General features: G+C 49.1%; 20 protein-coding genes. 13 read left to right on the top strand and 7 right to left on the bottom strand.

Going from position 1 to position 17993, the window contains the following annotated elements:
• The first annotated feature begins 6 nt into the window (after positions 1-6).
• The 5 genes from PPRES148_RS03730 (at position 7) to PPRES148_RS03710 (ending at position 5303) form a co-directional block, all read left to right on the top strand.
• Complete coding sequence (locus tag PPRES148_RS03730; RefSeq protein ID WP_149453294.1) at positions 7-1050, top strand: acetyl-CoA carboxylase carboxyltransferase subunit alpha; 1044 nt, start codon at positions 7-9, stop codon at positions 1048-1050.
• A gap of 3 nt (positions 1051-1053) precedes the next feature.
• Positions 1054-2028, top strand: a complete 975-nt coding sequence (gene pfkA, locus PPRES148_RS03725; protein WP_149453293.1) for a 6-phosphofructokinase — start codon at positions 1054-1056, stop codon at positions 2026-2028.
• A 27-nt stretch (positions 2029-2055) separates the two neighbouring features.
• The gene (gene pyk / locus PPRES148_RS03720) at positions 2056-3864 is read left to right on the top strand and encodes a pyruvate kinase (protein ID WP_246142890.1); all 1809 of its coding nucleotides are present in this window, start codon (positions 2056-2058) and stop codon (positions 3862-3864) included.
• A gap of 401 nt (positions 3865-4265) precedes the next feature.
• Positions 4266-4652, top strand: a complete 387-nt coding sequence (locus PPRES148_RS03715; protein ID WP_149453292.1) for an FxsA family protein — start codon at positions 4266-4268, stop codon at positions 4650-4652.
• A gap of 174 nt (positions 4653-4826) precedes the next feature.
• Complete coding sequence (locus tag PPRES148_RS03710; RefSeq protein WP_149453291.1) at positions 4827-5303, top strand: low molecular weight protein-tyrosine-phosphatase; 477 nt, start codon at positions 4827-4829, stop codon at positions 5301-5303.
• A gap of 419 nt (positions 5304-5722) precedes the next feature.
• On the opposite strand, the gene PPRES148_RS03705 is transcribed toward PPRES148_RS03710, so the two are convergent.
• The gene (locus PPRES148_RS03705) at positions 5723-6244 is read right to left on the bottom strand and encodes a hypothetical protein (RefSeq protein WP_149453290.1); all 522 of its coding nucleotides are present in this window, start codon (positions 6242-6244) and stop codon (positions 5723-5725) included.
• A gap of 249 nt (positions 6245-6493) precedes the next feature.
• Here PPRES148_RS03705 and PPRES148_RS10875 point away from each other — a divergent pair, with 249 nt between their 5' ends.
• Positions 6494-6652: a hypothetical protein gene (locus tag PPRES148_RS10875; protein WP_187820539.1), complete on the top strand. Its 159-nt coding sequence runs from the start codon at positions 6494-6496 to the stop codon at positions 6650-6652.
• Positions 6653-7254: 602 nt separating this feature from the next.
• Here the strand turns inward: PPRES148_RS10875 and PPRES148_RS03700 are convergent.
• The gene (locus PPRES148_RS03700; protein WP_149453289.1) at positions 7255-7764 is read right to left on the bottom strand and encodes a hypothetical protein; all 510 of its coding nucleotides are present in this window, start codon (positions 7762-7764) and stop codon (positions 7255-7257) included.
• Positions 7765-8289: 525 nt separating this feature from the next.
• Between PPRES148_RS03700 and PPRES148_RS03695 the strand changes: the two genes are divergently transcribed.
• Positions 8290-8649: a hypothetical protein gene (locus PPRES148_RS03695; protein ID WP_223127937.1), complete on the top strand. Its 360-nt coding sequence runs from the start codon at positions 8290-8292 to the stop codon at positions 8647-8649.
• Between the two features lie 8 nt (positions 8650-8657).
• Here PPRES148_RS03695 and PPRES148_RS03690 read toward each other — a convergent pair whose 3' ends face one another.
• The 5 genes from PPRES148_RS03690 to PPRES148_RS03670 form a co-directional block, all read right to left on the bottom strand.
• Positions 8658-9131: a hypothetical protein gene (locus tag PPRES148_RS03690; protein ID WP_149453287.1), complete on the bottom strand. Its 474-nt coding sequence runs from the start codon at positions 9129-9131 to the stop codon at positions 8658-8660.
• Positions 9132-9741: 610 nt separating this feature from the next.
• Entirely contained in the window at positions 9742-10047 is a 306-nt protein-coding gene (locus PPRES148_RS03685) for a hypothetical protein (RefSeq protein ID WP_149453286.1), read from the bottom strand.
• 388 nt (positions 10048-10435) lie between these two features.
• Positions 10436-11455 (bottom strand): ABC transporter permease subunit, encoded by a 1020-nt coding sequence (locus PPRES148_RS03680; RefSeq protein ID WP_149453285.1) that lies wholly within the window; start codon positions 11453-11455, stop codon positions 10436-10438.
• Entirely contained in the window at positions 11452-12387 is a 936-nt protein-coding gene (locus tag PPRES148_RS03675; protein ID WP_149453284.1) for an ABC transporter ATP-binding protein, read from the bottom strand. The genes PPRES148_RS03680 and PPRES148_RS03675 overlap by 4 nt, the downstream gene beginning before the upstream one ends.
• A 3-nt stretch (positions 12388-12390) precedes the next feature.
• A complete protein-coding gene (locus tag PPRES148_RS03670) occupies positions 12391-13224 on the bottom strand; it encodes a GDSL-type esterase/lipase family protein (protein WP_187820536.1) in 834 nt (277 codons plus the stop codon).
• A 322-nt stretch (positions 13225-13546) separates the two neighbouring features.
• Between PPRES148_RS03670 and PPRES148_RS03665 the strand changes: the two genes are divergently transcribed.
• The 6 genes from PPRES148_RS03665 to PPRES148_RS03640 all read left to right on the top strand — a co-directional run bounded on the left by PPRES148_RS03665 (position 13547) and on the right by PPRES148_RS03640 (position 17939).
• The gene (locus PPRES148_RS03665) at positions 13547-14167 is read left to right on the top strand and encodes a LysM peptidoglycan-binding domain-containing protein (protein ID WP_149453282.1); all 621 of its coding nucleotides are present in this window, start codon (positions 13547-13549) and stop codon (positions 14165-14167) included.
• Complete coding sequence (locus tag PPRES148_RS03660) at positions 14167-15159, top strand: aminoglycoside phosphotransferase family protein (RefSeq protein WP_187820535.1); 993 nt, start codon at positions 14167-14169, stop codon at positions 15157-15159. The genes PPRES148_RS03665 and PPRES148_RS03660 overlap by 1 nt, the downstream gene beginning before the upstream one ends.
• A gap of 70 nt (positions 15160-15229) precedes the next feature.
• Entirely contained in the window at positions 15230-16084 is an 855-nt protein-coding gene (locus PPRES148_RS03655; RefSeq protein ID WP_149453280.1) for a nitrilase-related carbon-nitrogen hydrolase, read from the top strand.
• A gap of 6 nt (positions 16085-16090) precedes the next feature.
• Positions 16091-16948, top strand: coding sequence for an NAD+ synthase (locus PPRES148_RS03650; RefSeq protein ID WP_246142889.1), 858 nt, complete (start codon positions 16091-16093; stop codon positions 16946-16948).
• A gap of 29 nt (positions 16949-16977) precedes the next feature.
• The gene (locus PPRES148_RS03645) at positions 16978-17718 is read left to right on the top strand and encodes a YebC/PmpR family DNA-binding transcriptional regulator (protein WP_149453279.1); all 741 of its coding nucleotides are present in this window, start codon (positions 16978-16980) and stop codon (positions 17716-17718) included.
• Positions 17715-17939, top strand: coding sequence for a hypothetical protein (locus PPRES148_RS03640; protein ID WP_149453278.1), 225 nt, complete (start codon positions 17715-17717; stop codon positions 17937-17939). Before PPRES148_RS03645 ends, PPRES148_RS03640 begins: the two co-directional genes overlap by 4 nt.
• Positions 17940-17993 lie beyond the last annotated feature (54 nt).

Here is a 17993-nt window from a genome sequence, read left to right as displayed (position 1 = left end):
CCATTCATGCGGAATGGGTACTTGGCATTTGAACGTCCTTTGATAGAACTTCGGGAAAAAATTTTTGAACTGAAGAGGTTTATGGATGAGAAAAAGATTGATCTAACGGAGGAAATTGCGGGGCTGGAGGAACGTGCGGAACGTCTCTCTCAGACGTTGTATGATCGCCTAACTCCTTGGCAACGAGTACAGATTGCCCGTCATCCCAATCGACCCACGGCTTCCTGGTATTTTACAAGTGTTTTTGACGATTTTCTTGAATTGCATGGGGATCGGTTGTACCGGGATGATGCGGCTATGGTGGGTGGTATTGCCCGTTTGCAGGGATTCCCCCGGCCGGTAACGGTGATTGCCCAGGAACGGGGAAGGGATACGAGAGAAAAGGTGGCGCGTAATTTTGGGATGCCCCACCCAGAGGGGTACCGAAAAGCATTGCGTCTCATGATGCAGGCAGATAAGTTCGGTCGTCCCATTGTTACTTTGGTGGACACGCAGGGTGCTTATCCGGGGGTTGGAGCGGAGGAGCGAGGGCAGAGTGAGGCGATCGCTCGCAACCTCTTTGCTATGGCTGGTTTTCGTGTGCCTATCGTTTCGATTATCACAGGGGAGGGTGGTAGTGGGGGTGCCCTGGGAATTGCGATGGGCAATCGTTTGTTGATGCTGGAGCATGCCTGCTTTTCGGTGATTTCCCCGGAGGGGGCGGCGACGATTCTCTGGCGGGATGCTGGTCAGGCGGAGGTGGCGGCGTCCAGTTTGAAGATTACTTCGCGTGATCTCCACGATTTAGGTATTGTGGACCGGGTTATCGCGGAACCCCGCGGAGGGGCGCATCATGACCCTGAGTTACAGGCTGAGAATCTGCGGGAGGCATTGTTGGAAACCTTATTGGAATTGCAGCAGCGAACGCCAGATGAGTGTATGCAGCAACGGCAGGACAAATTCGCCAAGATGGGCGTTGTGTTGACGGAGCCGGTGGAGGAAACCCAAGGCCGTATAGAGGAGGGGGGTAACCCCGCCGTAAGTGATAGGGAAGAGGAAGGAGGCGTCTAGAGGATGGGACAACGGTTGGCCGTGCTCACGAGTGGTGGGGATTCCCCTGGGATGAATGCGGCTATCCGGGCCGTAGTGCGGAGCGCCGCACATTATGATTGCGAGGTATATGGTATACGTCGTGGTTATGCGGGTTTGTTGGAGAAGGAATGGTCGCATTTGCGATTGGGTGACGTAGGGGATATTATACATCGGGGCGGTACGGTGTTGCACAGCTCCCGTTGTCGTGAGTTTCTTTCGGCTGAGGTGCGTGAACGAGCGGTAGATAGTATGTATGAGGCCGGTTTCGATGGATTGGTAGTGATTGGCGGGGGGGGAACGTTTGCAGGTGGGGCCGCCCTATCCGAATTGGAGTTTCCCGTGGTGGGGATTCCGGGTACCATCGATAACGACATAGAGGGTACGGAGATGTCGATTGGTTTTGATACTGCGGTTCGGACGGCGGTTTGCTGCGTGGATAATATTCGCGATACGGCTATGTCCCACGAGCGTACGTTTCTCATCGAAGTGATGGGTCGGACGGCTGGGAATATAGCACTCTGGGTAGGGCTCGCTGTGGGTGCGGAATCCATCTTGATCCCCGAGGAGTTGTATGCTATTGAGGATATTGTTCATCGTTTACAGCGCGGTGTCGTGCGGGGAAAAAAATACAGCATTATCATTGTAGCCGAAGGTGCTGCTAAAGTGAGTAATGTGGCTCAACAGATCGAGGATGCAACGGGTTGGGATACACGAATTGCCGTGTTGGGGCATATTCAACGTGGGGGGAGTCCTACGGCTGCCGATCGGGTCCTAGCCAGCCGTATGGGGTCTAAGGCGGTGGATATGCTGTTGCAGGAGAAACGCAAGGGCATGGTGGCCTTGCGTGGTGGTGTGGTTGTGTCTGCACCGTGGTCCAGTGGAGAGGTGAAGATTCCTAAGGGATATCCTAGGGAGCTGACGGAGTTGGCAACCTTGGCACATCGGCTGTCGATTTAGGGTGTCGCCAAACGAGGAGGGGGGAAGATGGGAATGGAAGGTCGTATGGGGGAAGAAAGAACATCTGTTATGGGGAACCATCGGCGTACGAAAATCGTTTGTACGATTGGGCCTGCAAGTTGTGATCATGATGTTCTCCAGCATATGATGCAAGCGGGTATGGACGTGGCGCGACTCAATTTGTCGCATGGTACGCATGAGGATCATGCACGGTTGATTGAGAGGATTCGGTGTGCGGCCCGTACGGCAGGATGTAGCGTGGCCCTCATGTTGGATACGCAGGGTCCGGAGATTCGAACGGGTCCATTGCGTTTGCCTGAGGTGGAGTTGCGTACGGGTGCTCGGTTGACGTTGACGACAGAGGGGTTGTCCGGTGACGCGGAACGAGTTGGTGTTACGTATGCTGGGTTGCCGCAGGATGTGGAGAAGGGTGTTCGAATTCTGGTGGATGATGGTCTGATTGAGCTGGAAGTGGAGAAGTGTACGTCCACGGAAGTATATTGTCGTGTGGTCAATGGGGGGGTGCTTCGTCCACGTAAGGGAATCAATATTCCGGGTGTGTCCGTGTGTTTACCTAGTCTGACGGAGAAGGATTGGCGGGATCTGGAGTTTGGGGTAGAACAGGGGGTAGATTTCATTGCTGCTTCCTTTGTTCGGAGATCGCAGGATGTATTGGAAATTTTACATTTTCTAGAGGAGAAAAAGGAAGATATTGATGTCATTGCTAAGATCGAGACGCAGGAGGGTGTTACGAACTCAGAGTCGATTTTGGAAGTGGCGGATGGTTTGATGGTTGCACGTGGCGATCTTGGGGTGGAAATTCCCGTGCAAAGGGTTCCCTTGGTGCAGAAGAAATTGATTCGGCTTTGCAATCAACGTGGTAAGCCGGTCATCATCGCTACGCAGATGTTGGATTCGATGCAGCGTAATCCCCGCCCGACACGTGCGGAGGCGAGTGATGTGGCCAATGCTATTTTGGATGGTACCGATGCGGTGATGTTATCAGGGGAGACGGCGAGTGGTGCCTATCCTGTTCGAGCCGTGCAGATGATGGCGGACATTGCCCTGCACGCGGAGGCTAGTATTGTCGAACCACCCGGGGTGGACTGTTGTTGGGGGGAAGAGGTCAATATAACGGATGCCTTAGGTGAGGCTGTTGTGCAGATGGTGGACCGTCTGAGTGGCCTGACAGCGATCCTAACAGCAACGGAAAGTGGTTTTGCGGCGCGAACGGTGTCTAAGTATCGTCCCCGTGTTCCTATCGTTGCGGTGACCCCCAATGAGTCTGTTATTCGTAAGTTGGCCCTGGTTTGGGGTGTTTACCCGGTTTGGGGTCGTCATAGTGGGACAGCGGAGAGTATGCTGCAAGAGGCAGTTTCTGCGGGTTTGTTAGCAGGATATGTGGAGCAAGGTTCTTTAGTTGTAGTTACGGCAGGGGTTCCTCTGGGACGGTCGGGTACAACGAATTTGTTGAAGGTTCACGTAGTGGGCGGTGTTTTGGCACGTGGTCGTGGTGTGGGTGCCCGTAAGATTGTATCGGGTCCGATAGTGATGGGGATGACGGTAGTCGAGATGCGGTCGCGGATGGTGTCGGGTGCTGTTGTGGTTGTGCCGCGGAGGATGGATGATATGGTAGAGGAAGATCTTAAGGATGCGGCTGCTATTGTGATAGAGGCTGAGGGTCTGACCTCCCATGCGGCTGTTGTGGGTCTGAACCTAGGTATTCCGGTTATAGTAGGTGTTGAGGGAGCCGTGGAGAAGCTAGGGCAGGAGGAAGCGGTGACTATTGATGTATATAGGGGCCATATTTTTTCTGGTAAAACCAGGATCCTTTAGAGCATAAAAAAAAACAAGCTTTGGAATGAAGATTCAAAGCTCGTTCTCTCGTGATGCCCAAGCGGGGGAATACCCACCAGCGGAATCTTTTTCTATTTTTTTGTTTGTTTCGCCTTTTTACATGCATTTTCACTAGCCCTCTTCCTCTCCGGGCGTTTAGTGGGGGAAAGGGATAAGGGCGGGCGTTGTGATGGAACCCGCGGTCCCTTCCTCACCCAACCCTGTTTGTTGTTGAATTTTATGGCACTGTTTCCCCGTTGGAAGGGTTGCACCAGGACGGTTTGTGAAGGGGACAGGAGAATTTTTTCCTCAACAGCCCATGTCCTCATTCTATGCCATTGGACCGGTGCAATGCAAATGGCCTTCTGTGGGCGGTAGGGGGGATCGGTAGGTGAGGTGTTTTGGGAAGGGGTTCCCTCGGTACGGTTGTGATGGGTTGGGTACTATTGGAGATTACTTTCTTTTTTTTCCTGGTTTCCTGGCTCAATTTTGCTAAGGTAGTTTTGCTTATGATTTTTATGGCTCTCTTGGGTGTTGTTGTCATTGCCTATTACGGGATAGCTGCCTTCCGGGTGGTTCGGTCGGCTCGTATCTATCTTATGCGGGGTGAATTTCCAGGGGGAGTGGTTTTTGAAGGTTTTTTGAAGGTTGTAGCGGGTTTTTTATTCGTACTACCAGGTTTCCTCAATGATGTGGTGGGTATGCTTATCTTTTTTCCCCCCGTTCGTTCAGGATGTGTCCTGTTGGGGATGCGTGTATTGAAAGCTTATGTGCGTCGTAGGTTGTAGGACCGTCATTATTTCCCAATCATATCCTTTGTTTTAATTTCCTTTTTGGGGTATCTTTTTTTGGATGGTTTTGGTTGTGCGGTAGGAGGTTCTGGATGATCCTCTGATGGGGTCTGTTCGTCGGTTTTGGAAGAATGGGTATTTCATCCCAATGTGGATAGGTGGGGGATCCCTATGATTTCTGTTCTGTTTGTGTGTTTAGGAAATATTTGTCGATCGCCTATGGCGGAGGCTGTTATGCGCCACAAGGTGGAGGAAGGGGGTTTTGCGGACCAGATTCACGTGGAATCGGCCGGCACGTGTGATCTTCACGTAGGAGAATCCCCCCACCCGGGTACGCAGGAGCGTTTGCGTGCGGTCGGGATTGCCTATGATACGATCCGTGCCCGCCATTTGCAGGCGGATGATGTGAGACGCTGTACCTACGTGGTGGTAATGGATGATAAAAATTTGGCGGATGTGCAGAAGTTGAATGATCGTTGTAAGCATAAGGTGATCCGTTTTGTGGATCTGATTCCTGATACGGAGCATACTCATGTGCCCGACCCATGGTTTACAGGGGATTTTCATACCACTTATCAGTTAGTCGAGGAGGGTTGCCGACACCTCCTGCGGCGAATTTGTAAGGAACACCAGTTAGATCTGGGGTAGAAAGAGTAACCCCCAGATCTTTTGTTTTCTAGGCTTTGGGGTGGGCGGATTGTGGTGAATAGGCGAGGTTTGTGGGTATGGCGGGAGAAAAATGGGTGCTCTCTGTGGTGATCATCCATGGTATAGACCTAAGAAATTAATTTTTTTTATATAATTTATTTGTATTGTTGGTGAATACATATTAAATATTAACAATATTATATAAAATTATATAATATATATTTTTATCTATTAGCGGAATTGCGATCATTTATAGACAAGAGAGTGCATACACCCGTCCGGGTGTTTTCCTAATTTTGAATGATTGTGTTCATACCAATAAAATATGGAATATCAATGAACAAATTGGGGGGCAGTGAACGTACATAGGAGGGGGGGTGTCCGGCACCCCTTCACTACCCCATGAATGGAAAGGGATCTCAAAGTGGGACGGAACTCAGGGGAAGCCATTGGCCCCTTGTGTGTTGATAATGAATTTTAGCTCCTGGAGATTCTAATTCCCTTACGATACTACGAATGGTTCCCTCGTCTGTATCGGTCGTAATGAAGAGGGATCCTGGTCCTTTATCGTTTGAGAGTGCAAAGGAGTGGGACATCTCCTCTACTAGCTTGTTGATCTGTTCCGACGGACTGAGATTGGCCCATTCGGGTTTCTTATCCGAAATTATTTTTTTTAAATTATTGTTGATAAAGTCTTTATTCCTCCCCATTAATCTTTTCAACATCCTTTGCTCATCTTTGGTAAGATGCTCTTCCTTCAATAACTTCTTTACTCTTCTAACATCTTCGTCTATTTGTTTTTCATCTAGATTTTCATCGTAAACGGTTGGGCTAATGGCTTCATCTTTTCCTTCAGCATATGGTATAACGTGGAATGTTGCTGTAAAAAAAGCAGTAATCGATAGTATAGAAGAAAAAATCATTTTTGTATTCTTTCCCATCCCGAATCCTCCCCTTACTCACTTCTGAATGATTCCCTATTGGAAATGATGGTAATTGTGGTTCCGTGGGTCGTTTGGGAGGAGGGTAGGTAATGAGTTCCTCCCCAGATCCTATCGGCAATCATTTCCCTTGCCTCTATAGTACTACAAAAGTACTACAAACTGGAGATTAAAAGTGACTTGCATTGTAATTTCTTTTATCCTTTCATAAATTATGAAATATTTCAATTTATGATATGAAATTTTTCAATGAATACAGGGGACGAGGTAGCTGTATCCGATAGCGTGTATGTGTGTCCCAAAGTGGTGCAGGGGGGGCTGAAGGTTGTTTGGCTTTTTGGAACCGGGCGGGGTAGGGGGGGTACCACAAGACCGTTTGGCGATGCTCTTGTAGTGGAGAAGCCCTAGTAAGTAGTGAGCGGCCTGGAAGAGGCAGGGTTTGTTGGTTCTGTTGGGTGGAAATTGGGGTGCCCAATGAGGGTGAATCGTTCGATAACGCACCGAAGGGAATAAGTGTATGTCCAAACCGAGGTGTGGCCTGATACGTTGGGAGGAGTCACGTGGGACGACCTACTGGAAGGTAGTGGCTAACGACAGGGCGATATATTTTTTATTTAAATAAATTTTATATGTTATTTTATACGTAATTCTATTTTATTCACTCTACTTGTTTTCGTATATATAAATATGAATTTATATGTAAAAAACCTTGATTGATTATGATTTCATGGTTGTCCTAAGCGAATATCGAAGATTTTATCATAGGGGGTATCCAGTGAGCTAGTGAGCGGTATGAGTGATGAAATTGGTCCCTTGGGACGTCTGGTAGGCAGCAGGATTCACACTACCTAATGCTGCTGGTGTGGACAGCGCTGGGGTTCAACACCCGTTCTCGAGACCGAATCCCCAAGCCCCTATAGTTCATAGCCAAGATCCCCCCTGTGTTCTAATTCATCAACTGGTGCCCTAATCCTACCACCCCGCAGAGTGTAAGGCAGTCCTACCGATACTCATGGGTACCTCATCCCCAGATTTATTGTGTGGATTTCCTTCTTCCATTTCTTTTTATATTTCGATGGATTCCTGCGGGCTTCTTCTGCATCCCTCATCAGAGCGGACCACAATTGCTCTTGAGCCATCTCATGAGTCATCCCATTGTCCTTACTCGTATGTCCGAAATCTTGATCCAATTCATTTGTATCTTTATTGAGTTCATCTATGAATTCTTTCAAATCCCCCTTAGATATTTCATCTGGACTCCGTATCGATTTTTCAAGCAGCACTCTGTATTTGCTATCGAATTTATCCAAAAAACTAATGAATTTATCAAGAATCAATGAATTTTTTTCCTTTTCTTCCTCTGTGTAGGATGAGTTGGGCCCATCACTTCTGTGTATATTTTCACTTAGTTCTGTATTTTTCTGATCCTCCCTTGACTCGGCAAGGATACTATTCCCTCCCATCCAAGCCAGTAGACTGGTAGAGGCGAATAGAATGCCCATTTTTACTGTTCTTACCATAACTACCTACACTCCTCCCTCTTATTTTTAGGATGACCACGATCCCTCGATAAGGATTGATATTCCCACCCACTAAATTATAGTTCTTGGGTACACATGCACCTACTATGAGTATTTGAATCTCCTTACATCATCTTTATATCATCCTGGTTGCGTTCGATCGCGTGTGTACATTTTTCGTGGAGTTTCTTCTACATGGTTTTTAGGGGGAATTACCGTAACCAGGCGGGAGCTCTTTTCGAACCCGAAGGAAGGGGATACCCAGCGAGGGAATCTCCCTTTCCCAACGGTCTTATTTCCCAGTAGGGATAACCCCAACTCTAGACGCGTGGAATCTTCGCTATGCCGGCAAGATGCCACCTACCTGGTGATTTGTGGCGGTAAAGGAGAAAAAATTTATATAGTGATCGAACGCAGACGGGATAGGAGATCCTTTATGTTGGATACGGCCTTTCCGAAATGTCGAGCAACCTTGGAACCAGGCCCTCAAAAATCTTCGTTCATTGGGGTTTATCATCGGGTCCCTTGATCGTCACCGACGCCCACCCTGGCTTCAGGACAGCCATTCGTGGGAACGATTCCGCATTGGACTGGCAACGGAGCCCATTTCCTTTGTGGAGATTCGTGTGTCGTATCGTGCTCTATGAGGGAGGGGGAGGGGCCCCTGAAATCGGCAGGTTGGTATGCAGGTTTCAAACCGACCGGTGCTGCTGTTGTAAAGAGCAAGGGTGGTGGGCGTTCTGGGAAAAGGCAGGACGAAAGAATCCTGTCTGGTGTGAATCAGGGAGATTAGTAAAGCGAACCACGGGAAGAAAGCATCGAAAGACACAGTCGACGTCGAAACAAAGGGTATCATCGGATTCTATCCTTGGAACGAAGCCATGAAGGGTGAATCACCTACTGTCCTGGCGGCATCCGGTGCGCCGCAGATGGAATGAACCCTGATGTAGGCCCTCATAGGGAACCACGAGAGACTGTCGCACGGACACCTTGGTCTTAGCCGGGTGTAAAGGGCTTAAGGGTATACCAAGACCTTCGTGAACAGGGTCGGATCGACTCATAGTAGTGGAGAAACCCTTGTAATGAGGGTGGAGTGAAGGGGTTGAAGGGTCCGCTTGAACCAGCCGACGTACAATCCGAAGCAAAAAGAGATGATCGTGGGTTAGACCAGGCAACATCGGATCGAAACCCGGATCGAACACAGCAAAGGAAGGTACGAAGAACGGTGACACCAGACTGGGGTTCTGAACGGGGCAAAATCCCATGGGACCATCATAAGAGCCACATAATGCGAGAGTAGTACGTGTGGTCCTGTGAGAGGGTTGGCTGAGATGCCAGCCCTCCTCGACGGGGGGATGATGAAACAATGGCCCCGAAAACTCCAAAGATAATGCAAAAGAGCCCACGCAAGATCACGATCCATCCGATCGTACCCATCGAAAGTCGAATCGGAGTATCCCAGGAAACCTCATGCATTGATGGGGAAAATGAACGATAAAGGGAGGAAGAACAAGAACGAATTTTCTATCTATAAAAATTAATAATAAAATTATTCTTCAAAGAAACTCTAGGGAGTGTTCCCCTGAAGGGCTAACAATTGGAGAGTTCCCCCGGGGGACGCACACACCCGTTAGGATGCTGCCTTCTTTCTGTTCCATCCTACCCTCGAGCCTATATTCTAGTCCTTTGGGATACAAGCACGAACGACAGGCATTACTGTATCCATTTCCCAGGGGTATCCTTGCATCGGATCTCTTCCTCCTACTGTCAATACGGACGAATTTTATATCACTTCTATGTATTCTGTCTACTAGCGGGGGACGGAATGTACCTGAGGATGTGATTAGGGGGTCTGGGAACATCGGGGGCCCCATGCATGGGATCGTTCCCGTGGAGAAAAACCCCCCCGTGGGGGGGTTATAACGAAACACAGGGGGTATATACATTTGCACCCTATGCTTCTGGTTATTCCACTCATCAAATATCGAAACAACCGGCCAGCTCGCATACGCCTCTTATTTTCTGGCATACTCTTTCTGTGTGACGATCTAATTGATTTATGTCCATAATATCACATTCACCTACAGCGGGCACACATTGGTAACAAAGATTTCTTTTACCACGTGGATGTGTACCCTCTTCTCCTCCCTTGTTGGGTGATTCTTGTCTACCTATTGGTACTACTGTTTCTGGTGGTATTGCTGCTTCTGAGGCAGAGGAAGCTAACAGCGTAGGCGTGCCCAGGAAAGCCACGAAAGGTACAATCAGAAATCGGAATCGCATACCATCAACGTCCTTTCTAGAGGATGATCAACCCTTGCTTGTGCTTCTTGGTTACAATCTCCCTTGTGTCTGGCCCAGATGTATCTACGAAGATCGAACCTATGTACGATTATATTCATAATAATTTTTGCTAGTCAAGTTCACACACCTTTTTTTAGTAGTTTACAATAGTTTCCACCTCACTCCTCCCAATGATGTTTTGAAAAGGACCACAACGAGGATAGCCCCTACGACCCCTTTCGATGGTCCATCCATAGTTACAATATAAATTGTATATTAGCATTTATAAAAAAATGTTATAAAAAAGTCATAATAGTCATAAGGACATTATGATTATGGCGGGAAAGGTATCCGCGCTCGTGTTCCTAAGTTACTTTGTATTTCCTTGTTATTCCCTGATGTCTTGTCGGTAGAATAGTATCATTGCTAACAGGAGGGAAGCCAGGGACCATATTCCGAGGACAGAGAGGGAGAATGACAATCCTACATCCTTCAAATATCGAAACATCGAGTCACTGAGGAGGTAATGAGGTAGTCCTAGGTGGAAAAAGGGAAGGTAATGTAGGATCTGCCATTTGGGTACCATGATCTTGGCAACGTGAGTTATAGATATACTGACAAGTAGGATACAGGCGGCTGTGGTGGAGTTACGAACCCAAACAGAGGTCAAGAGACTGAAAGCAGCAATTGCGAGGGAGCTGAGCCAGGCCAGTCCCATGCTCATGATCATTGCTTGGATTTGTGAGATTACTTCGATTTGAGGATCCAATCTCCAAAGACTGGAATCCATGACAAGAGGTGCATTCCCATTTTTGTAACCCAAAAAGACGCCGGATAGGAGAAAGGTCAGACAGGTAAAAAGCAGGAGGAGGAGGGATACGGTTGCTATACATGTGATGGTTTTACTGATCAGAATATAAAATCGGCCGGGTACGCTTGTCAATAGGGCACGTAGGGTTTTTCGTTCGCGTTCTCCCGAGATGATGTCGGCGGTGAGGAGAATGACCAGTGCAGGTAATAGAATTTCTGAACTCATAGATATAAATTTTTCCGTAAATCTAAATGCAGTTTGCGATCTTGGATCCATGTCGTAATGTAATGCATACTGTAAATTTCGTATTTGTTTATGTATCATGCTAATTCTATTATTCTTTTCAACGGGTTGCATGTGAGAATAGAATCGATGTTCCCCTTTTTTGATCTGTTCCTCCCGCTGTTGCAAACGTAAAATTTGTTCCTGCACGTGTGCCCGCCAACCTTTGGATCCTATATTTTCTGTCTCACGATTGTATTCCCACAGGATGCCCGTACTGATCAGAAGGACGAGGAGGCTGATGATAGCGGAAGCGATCCACCAGCGTCGGATATACCATGTCTTTGAAAACTCATTGTGTATGAGCAACATCATAGAGGCATCGTCCCCCCTGTTGTTTTGGCTATGAAATGTTCTTCTAGAGTGGGCTGACGAACCCGGATCCCCTCTACCTGGATTTCTTGTTCGACCAGAAATCGGGTCAATGCGGCGATAGAGGTAGTCTCCATAGTGACGATCATACCATCGGGGGACAAGGTACGCACTTCCCCTGAAATGGTGGGATGATTCTTCAAGGAATCGACGGCCTTCTTTAAGGGTCTTACCTTCCAGATCACCTCCTGCTTATCGGACGTGTTTTGGATCCTTGGGGATCCTAGGTATAGTAGAACCCCTTCATAGATCATAGCGATCCGATGACAGAGGATTTCGGTTTCATGCAGTAAATGGGTGGAGAAAAGCACACTTACTTGTTGATTTTCCACTAGACCCTGTAGAAGGGTGCGTAATTCTTGGATACCCAATGGATCCAAACCATTGGTGGGTTCATCGAGAAGGAGCAGTTTTGGTTTTGTTAGTAACGCTTGGGCAATTCCCAAACGTTGTTTCATTCCGGTGGAATAGGTTTTGACCTTATGATTCAAATATTGGGTCATTTTCATCTGCTCGGCGACTTCGTTCAGGCGTTCTTTAGGTATGGAGGAAGGGGACATATTACGAAGAAGCTGCAAATTTTGCCGACCCGTGAGAAAGGGATAGAGAGTGGGGGGGGATTCCAGCATACAATCTACATAACGGATGGCGGAACGAAATTGTCGTTTTACGCAGTGACCCGCAATGTAGATACGGCCCAATGTAGGGCGGACCAAACCTACCAACATGCGCAGGAGGGTGGATTTTCCTGCGCCATTGGGTCCTAAGAGGCCGAATAATTCGCCCTCTTCCACAGTGAAACTGACATGTTTGATAATGGCACGTTTACGGGTTACTTTGCAGAGATCTTTCACAACAAGAATGGGCTGGGCCACGGTTCAATCACCTTCTTTTGATGTGGGGTGTGGTGTGAATCGTGGGAGGAGGTGTTGCAGAAGGCGCATCTGGATGTCGCGATAACCATTGTGACTGGGATGTATGCCGTCCCTGGCCAGGGCGTCCCTACGGTTTCTAAAAATGTCATTGACGGGTATGACAACCACATCAGTGAATTCATTACTGAGGTTTTCAAGTTTCAGATTCCATCGGTTTACAACGGCATTATTTTCATCGAGGGATTTTGTGGGAAAGGGATTGTAGAGACCGATCAAGTAAAGGGGTGCGTCGGTGAGGGATCGAATTTTTTCCAGGGAAGCGCGTAGGGAATCTATATAGTCCTTCAATTCCCTCTCCTGATCTTTTCCCTTGTTCCTTTGCAATTTTAAAAGAGAATTACCACCTATAGAAATGCATAGGAAACCGATATCCCTGCGGAGTAGGACATCATACCTACCTCCCTCCAACTTCTCTTGCAAATGAATGGGTAAGCTTCCTGGTTCAGAGAAATCGGAGAAATTCCATTTCTTTCCTGTGCGTTGATCCAGGGCTGATTTCAAAACAGGCAAGTAACCAGGTGGTTCTTGGTCATCCCCCGTACCACTGGTGATAGAATCACCGAAGGCAAGAAAGGAGGGACCATTGGGTTTGGCGACGGGTACGGAGGAAGGGGGGGGAACGGAGGCGTATGTCAGTGTTTCCTTGGTGGGGGGATTGAGGAGGAATCTGCAAACATAAATGGCCGCCGCTGAAGTAAGGGCAATCGCCGAACCTGCGATTGCAATGGTAGTATAATGGGGGTTGTCGCGGAGAAGAGATCGAAATCGAAACCACATGCAGATATCCTCCTTTAGGGGTGGTTGAACCGGGTGCGGGATGTAAATGATGGTGGACTCATGAATGATGTGGGTGCAAATCATAGGGACGGCCCTAGTCATCGTCCCAGCCACGTTCTTTTTTACTCCCTACTATCCACTCTATAGAATTTCGGGAAATACAACGGTTGATCAGCAGATGCAGATCAGGGGGCGATTTTGTTTTTGCACCGGAACTATGAATTGAAAATTCGTAAAAATTAGGGGACGCAGATCTCGGAGGGGTTGCGTGTGCATAGGCATGGGTGAAGGAGAATTTTACGATTAGGGGGCTGAGGAGACGGTGAAGATTCACATCGCGCGCGCTGGGGATCGCCTTGCCGATCTTATCAGGAAGTACAAAATTGGGCAAGAGCAGTTGCTGTCTGCTAATCCACACCTTAACTTGCATGGTTCCCTGTCAGCCGGGACGAAGGTTCGAATCCCTACAGGCCGGATCCCTGTGGCAACGATCGAACGGGGAGGGGTGGGTACCCCCCCCCCTGTCGTGGAGCCATCCCCCCAGCCACCCATGGGTTCCCAACATACGGGGGAGGAGGGGGGATGGCAGGTGGGGGATTTGCCACAGGTGGGCTCGAATGCATCGTTTTCCGTCGTATCTTCCTTCAGCAGCGCGGCCCAGGTCCATGAGGGGGATCCCTCATTGATGGTGGCAGAGGAGGGATGGCTATCGGAACAGGAGCAGGTCCTACCCGAGGATGTTTCCCCTGTGCTTCATCCACCGGGTAATCCCTTCCCCCTATCCATGGCACCAGCGCCATGGGGGGGGGGCATCCAATCATTGGTTCCCCCACTCCCCCCTGTCCCCTTTTCCCAATTATCCCCCCTTTTGGTTGGTTCCTCCCCCTGCCCGTCCGAAGGACTGGGTGTCCCCCCTAGCAATCATCAAGGAAAGCTCGTCTAGTGAGGCCTAGAACCGGGATGGCTTTGGCAACGGTACCATCGGAGCCCCATGTACGTGACTGGGCTAGGGTTCTCCAAACGGATGTCCACCACGTTACTGCCTACAGGAAAAACTATCGTTTAGAAACAGGACAGGGAACGTGGATAGCGAAAAAAATTGAACACGTGGAGCGAATGCGTTGGTGGCTAGAGGTAGATCGTTATATGCGTACCCAGGGGTTTCGTTCCATGCCGATTCCCCTGATGGGTGGACAATGGTTACTGACACCCTTTGTTCCAGGTACCATAGCTTCCTACGCAAATCGGGAACATATAACGGCGACAATGGTTGAGTTGGGGCGTTTTCATCGAATGGGGCGCTGCATCGCAGTCCCTCCTTTTGCATCGAAGCCCTTTCTACTATATCGTCGTGTATATCATCGCCTATCCCAATTTTACCGTTTGTTGCGTCGTTCCACAACGATGGATGGGGAACTTGGTGAGTTACTACAAACCTATGGACGTCCCTTTTATCTTGATGGGTTCAAGGCCTGGCAACGGTTGTTACGATTGCCCCTACGTTCTTGGGTGGATGAGGCCCATGCCTCTCGTCAGATTGCCCACCGTGATTTGGCTAGCCACAATTGGATGATCGATGCCATAGGTCAGCCCTGGTTGATTGATTTTGAAACGGCAGAGTACGATTGCCAATTGGGGGACGTTTGGCAGATGGTAGCGCGTATGTTAGCGGAGAATCAGTGGGAGAGGGGAATGTTGGGTCTGGCTCTAGGTGCTTATCTCCAGGAGCGACCTTTAGCACCCTGGGAGGAAAAGGTGCTTGTCCTACTGCTCAGTTTTCCCAACGAATTCTTTCGCGAGGCGATTGGTCTGGCTTCACGTCGTAGGGGATACCATATGCGTTATGCGCTTCCCTATTTGCAACGCTTGGCAAGTACCCGGAAGAAATGGAAAGAGCAAACGAGGGTTTGGCTGGCGGGGGAGGATCTGTTTTGAGGGATGAATCACTTCTCCTCGTGTTTGTGGTATCCTGGTGTGGATACCAGCTTGGGGGAGGGGGCGGAGGATGCGTGTGGGGTTGGCCCAAATTCGGCCACGTTTGGGGAGCATCAAGGATAACTTAGAATTGCATCGAACCTTTGTGAAGAATGCGAAATCGGCCAAGGTGGATTTGTTGATTTTTCCAGAGCTTTCCCTGACGGGATACCATCTATTGGATCTCACGTATGAGGTGGCCCGCTCCCTTCATAGCCCCGATATTCAATCCCTGGTACGGATGTCTAAGGACATCGGTATTGTTTTCGGTTTTGTGGAGGAGAGTTCCCAGCATATTCTATACAATACGGTAGTTTATGCTGCCGAAGGAAGGATTCAAAGATGGTACCGCAAGGTACATTTGTCGACATACGGAATGTTTGATGAGGCCCGTTATTTGGGGGCAGGGTGCACGATTCGTAGTTTTGCTGATGTGACAGGGACAGTAGTAGGGTTTATGGTAGGCGAAGACGCATGGCATGTGATGACGGGCTATCTTTTGGCACAAACAGGGGCTACCGTTTTCATTGTGCCTGCTAATGTCCCGATTTGTGGCATGGATGAGAGCGGGGCCACCCTTCAGGGGAACTGGTTACGATTGTTGCAGGTTTTGTCCCAGGTGCATGGTGTTTATTGCTTATATGCGAATCGGATTGGGACAGAGGACGGGGTTACCTTTGCGGGAAATTCAATGGTCATTGACCCGCGTGGCCATGTCAGGGGGGAGTTACCCCTGTTGGAGGAGGGTTTGTTGGTGGAGATGTTGGATAAGGAAATCATCCGTCAGGCCCGCTTGAAGATGCCGTTGTTACGGGGTAGTCGGGCCGATTTGGTATTGCGGGAATTGCATTGGATTGTACGGCAATCCTATAGGGAAGGGGACTGAATTCTCTTGTCTCAGCAGTCGGACCCGTCCCTGCAAGGGGAATTGTCTCTTTTGCATTTGGATCCTGAGTTGACAGTGGAATTGCTTACCGTTTCCCTACGGGAGGAGATTCAGAAGGCCTCCTTTTCACGTGCTGTGGTGGGGGTGTCGGGTGGGATCGATTCTGCGCTTAGTTTGTCTCTTGCAGTGCGGGCGTTGGGTAAGGAAAGTGTGTTGGCTGTCTTCATGCCTTTTCAGGAGAGTGCCGTTGAAAGTCATGAAGATGCTGGGACCCTCATTCAGCAGCTAGGCGTGGAATCCCTTACGATCGATATCACACCGCAAATTGAGGCTTATTTTTCTTCCATGAAGGAGGTTTCCCCTCTGCGTCGTGGGAATAAGATGGCCCGTGAACGGATGAGCATTCTATACGATCTCTCGTCGGAAAGACAAGCCTTGGTGGTGGGTACAACCAACCGAACGGAGTTGCTACTGGGATATGGTACGTTGCATGGCGATACGGCATCCGCCATCAATCCGCTGGGGGACCTGTACAAGACACAGGTTCGGCAGTTGGCAGCCTATATGGAGGTACCGGAATCCATTCTGACGAAACCCCCTAGTGCTGATCTATGGGAGGGGCAAACGGATGAACAGGAATTGGGGTTTTTGTACACCGATATCGACCGGTTGCTTTACTACATGATTGATCTACAATATCCCCTGATTAAGTTGCGTGCCCTACGGTTTGCGGATGCTTTCATTGAAAAGATCAGTCGGAGGGTGATCGGTACACAGTATAAGCGTTGTTTACCCATTATTCTCAAGGTGTCGCAGCGTACCATGGGGATGGATTTTCGTTATCTGCGGGATTGGGGATCGTAGACTGATATACCTGGGGGGTAGAAGAGGTTATGGCGGGGCATTCGAAATGGAAAAATATCCAACATCGTAAGGGACGGCAGGATACGAAGCGGGGACAATTGTTCAATAAAATTTCCCGGCAACTCTATGTGGCGGCGCGTGAGGGGGATAAGGATCCCGATGGAAATCAGCAGTTACGTGCAGCGATTGCGAAGGCACGCTCGTACAATATGCCTCAGGAAAATATTGATAGGGCTATTCAAAAGGCCTGCCGGGGGACAGAGGGTGATTCTTTTTACGAGATTTCCTATGAGGGATATGGACCCGGTGGTGCCGCTGTGCTGGTGGATTGCCTGACGGACAACCGAAATCGAACAGCAGCGGACTTGCGGTTGATTTTCAGTAAGAATGGCGGCAACTTGGGTGAGGCGGGTTGTGTTTCTTGGATGTTTTCTTGGAAGGGTCTTATCATTGTGGATCAGGGGAGTATGAAGGATGCGGAACGGATGCTCGAAGATCTCTCCGCCGATGTGGAGGAGATTGAGCTTCGTGATGGTATGTATGAGTTGGTAACTTTGCCGAATCGTATGTCTAGCGTGGAGGAATATCTACGGGACAAGGGGATCACCGTACAATATGCGGTGGTTACCATGTTGACGCCGCATCGACTGGAAGTGGATGTGGATACGGGGAGGGCTTTAGACGTTTTGCTTGAAACACTCGAGGATCATGATGACGTACAAAACGTGCATACCAATGCAGACATTCCGCAGGGAATTGGGACTTCGTGAGGATCGATTCCCAAGGGGGATGTCCTACAGTTGGGGGAGAGAGTCCCTTGTGGTTTGGGTTGATTGGCCGCAAAAGAGGGGGCCCGGGTCAAGCAAGCCGGGCCCCCTTTGTTTTCTGTAATGGCGCGTTGTTCTCATTCACTAGTACCTTCTTACTGGAACAGCAAGGGAAAAGTCATTCAACGAATACGATTATGGATGTTGGCAGGGTGTCCAGGTGATATAGGGTCGCTTGGTGATAGGGGGGAATACTAGGGGAGATCCCAAGTATATTG

This window comes from Pasteuria penetrans, assembly GCF_900538055.1.
GTDB lineage: Bacteria > Bacillota > Bacilli > Thermoactinomycetales > Thermoactinomycetaceae > Pasteuria > Pasteuria penetrans.
This window is presented reverse-complemented; position numbering and strand designations above follow the sequence as displayed.

Bases quoted from the DNA above. Each gene is read 5' to 3' on its own strand.
- PPRES148_RS03730 (WP_149453294.1), top strand. From the start codon at position 7: ATGCGGAATGGGTACTTGGCATTTGAACGTCCTTTGATAGAACTTCGG.
- pfkA (WP_149453293.1), top strand. From the start codon at position 1,054: ATGGGACAACGGTTGGCCGTGCTCACGAGTGGTGGGGATTCCCCTGGG.
- pyk (WP_246142890.1), top strand. From the start codon at position 2,056: ATGGGAATGGAAGGTCGTATGGGGGAAGAAAGAACATCTGTTATGGGG.
- PPRES148_RS03710 (WP_149453291.1), top strand. From the start codon at position 4,827: ATGATTTCTGTTCTGTTTGTGTGTTTAGGAAATATTTGTCGATCGCCT.
- PPRES148_RS03705 (WP_149453290.1), bottom strand. From the start codon at position 6,244: ATGGGAAAGAATACAAAAATGATTTTTTCTTCTATACTATCGATTACT.
- PPRES148_RS10875 (WP_187820539.1), top strand. From the start codon at position 6,494: ATGAATACAGGGGACGAGGTAGCTGTATCCGATAGCGTGTATGTGTGT.
- PPRES148_RS03700 (WP_149453289.1), bottom strand. From the start codon at position 7,764: ATGGTAAGAACAGTAAAAATGGGCATTCTATTCGCCTCTACCAGTCTA.
- PPRES148_RS03685 (WP_149453286.1), bottom strand. From the start codon at position 10,047: ATGCGATTCCGATTTCTGATTGTACCTTTCGTGGCTTTCCTGGGCACG.
- PPRES148_RS03680 (WP_149453285.1), bottom strand. From the start codon at position 11,455: ATGATGTTGCTCATACACAATGAGTTTTCAAAGACATGGTATATCCGA.
- PPRES148_RS03670 (WP_187820536.1), bottom strand. From the start codon at position 13,224: ATGTGGTTTCGATTTCGATCTCTTCTCCGCGACAACCCCCATTATACT.
- PPRES148_RS03655 (WP_149453280.1), top strand. From the start codon at position 15,230: ATGCGTGTGGGGTTGGCCCAAATTCGGCCACGTTTGGGGAGCATCAAG.
- PPRES148_RS03645 (WP_149453279.1), top strand. From the start codon at position 16,978: ATGGCGGGGCATTCGAAATGGAAAAATATCCAACATCGTAAGGGACGG.